2 protein-coding genes are annotated in these 1,939 nt (G+C 39.6%); both read left to right on the top strand.

Annotated features, from left to right (window positions below; all coding sequences use genetic code 11):
- Positions 1–236: 236 nt before the first annotated feature.
- Positions 237–659 carry a hypothetical protein gene (locus ACSEXW_RS28050; protein ID WP_438449487.1) on the top strand — a complete coding sequence of 141 codons (423 nt, stop codon included), beginning with the start codon at positions 237–239 and terminating at the stop codon, positions 657–659.
- A gap of 180 nt (positions 660–839) precedes the next feature.
- On the top strand, positions 840–1,418 hold the full coding sequence (locus tag ACSEXW_RS28045) for a hypothetical protein (protein WP_438449486.1): 579 nt from the start codon (positions 840–842) through the stop codon (positions 1,416–1,418).
- The last annotated feature ends 521 nt before the right edge of the window (positions 1,419–1,939 follow it).

Genomic DNA, 1,939 nt, shown 5'->3' with positions numbered 1-1,939 from the left:
CGATTCGAGGAAGTGGACAACTACAGATAACACCGTATTCCCGCGTCGGGGGACAAGCCCCCTCGGTCGCCAAGAGGCATTTCGAGGAAGTGGATTCAGGCGACACACCCGCACCACCTAACCGCGTCGCGGCCAGTCGGGAGCCGCTTCGCCTTTGGCTCCATGCTACCTTTAAGGTGGTGGGGCGTCGGGAATACAACGACGTTAGCTGAAATTCTCTTAAAGGAGAAGGTAGAATGAAATACCTTTTTTACATACCATTTATAGTATTTGTTTTGTTTTTTATAGGAATTATGATTATTACGGGTGATTTGAATACTTTTGATTTATTTAAATTACTTGGATTTTATGTACTTATTGTCGGTATTGCAATTATTTTTGATAGGTTAGTTTATCAAGAAATTAAGAAAAAAGTACAGGTGAAGAAACATTATTGGATTCTACTACTAACTATAGATATTTTATTTATCGGTACTATATTCTTTACCCTCATGGGCTTTATTTATTGGAATGATACTGGGAAGGAGGACTTTACTTTCAAGTTTATTATATATGGAATAATAACTTTTATATTAATATATAAAACAATTAGAACAAATATAAAAAAACGAAAGACTACTTTGAAAGTGGATTCAGATGAAGAAGAGAACTTCAGCTAACACCGTATTCACGCGGCGGGCCTTACGGCCCTTGGTCTGCAGAGGCAATTCAGGGGAGCGGAATCAGCAGACAACCCTGCACTGGCTAAGTCCGTCGGACCCGGGGCTGACGCCCCTTAAGCCAGTGAGGGTTCGTGAATACAACAACGTTATAAGAAATCGGCGAAAGATATATTTATTGTGGGTGATTCAATGGAGTTAAATTTAAAAGATGCTCATCGAAAACTTTATTTTTTCATGAAGAGAGATATCGACTTAATTCAATTTGAACAATGGCTTTATTCTCATGATGAACTTGAGGAACTTCTAGAAAAGCACTACCTAGATTTGATTTCAACTAACTTTAACTCGAAATTTGCCCGGGAAGAATTAGAAAAGATTATTGGCAAGATTATACATCCAGGAGAGTTTGAAGCAGAGCGTTTACAAATCTTACTTCAGAAGTTGGTTGAATTTGATGAGAAGAATTTTGAGATTATGGAAACTATTTATAACGAATATTGTAAAGGCTATTCATTTTTGCGTTATATCGCTTTAACCTACATTACTACTGCAGATCCTTATCAAGAAGAACTTAAAGTAAATATTGCTAAACTAATGGAATATAGGAAGCCAATAATCATGGAAGCAAGAAGAATACTCGGATTTATGGAAAGACATGAGATTAAGATAACCAAGGAATATGAATATGAAGACATAAGAAAAGAAATAGATAGAATAGAACTGAACAGAATAGAAAGTATGTATAAAGATATGTAAGTATTTCAGGAGAAGTCGCCGACATCTTATAACACTGTATTCACGCGGCGGGCCTGACGGCCCTTGGTCTGCAAGAGGCATTTCGGGGAAGCGTAATCAGCAGGCAACCCTGCACTGGCTAAGTCCGTCGGACCCGGGGCTGGCGCCCCTTAAGCCAGTGAGGGTTCGTGAATACAACAACGTTAACTGAAAGCACCGATAGATCAAGAGACATCAAGGTCAAGTCACATCAAGGTCAAGTGACATTGAAGGTCAAGAGACATCAAGATCAAGAGACATCAAGGTCAAGAGAAATCAAGGCCAAGAGACATTGAAGGTCAAGAGACATCAAGGTCAAGAGACATGAAGGTCAAGAGACATCGAAGATCAAGTGACATGAAGGTCAAGAGACATTGAGGGTCAAGAGACATTTAGGGTCAAGAGACATTGAAGGTCAAGAGACATTGAAGGTCAAGTACGTTTATGGTAATTCGAAGAAGTCGGTGCCATCAGTTAACACCGTATCTACGCGTCGGGACCTG

Origin of the sequence: Oryzibacillus soli, assembly GCF_051594765.1 — a bacterium.
GTDB lineage: Bacteria > Bacillota > Bacilli > Paenibacillales > NBRC-103111 > Paenibacillus_AR.
This window is presented reverse-complemented; position numbering and strand designations above follow the sequence as displayed.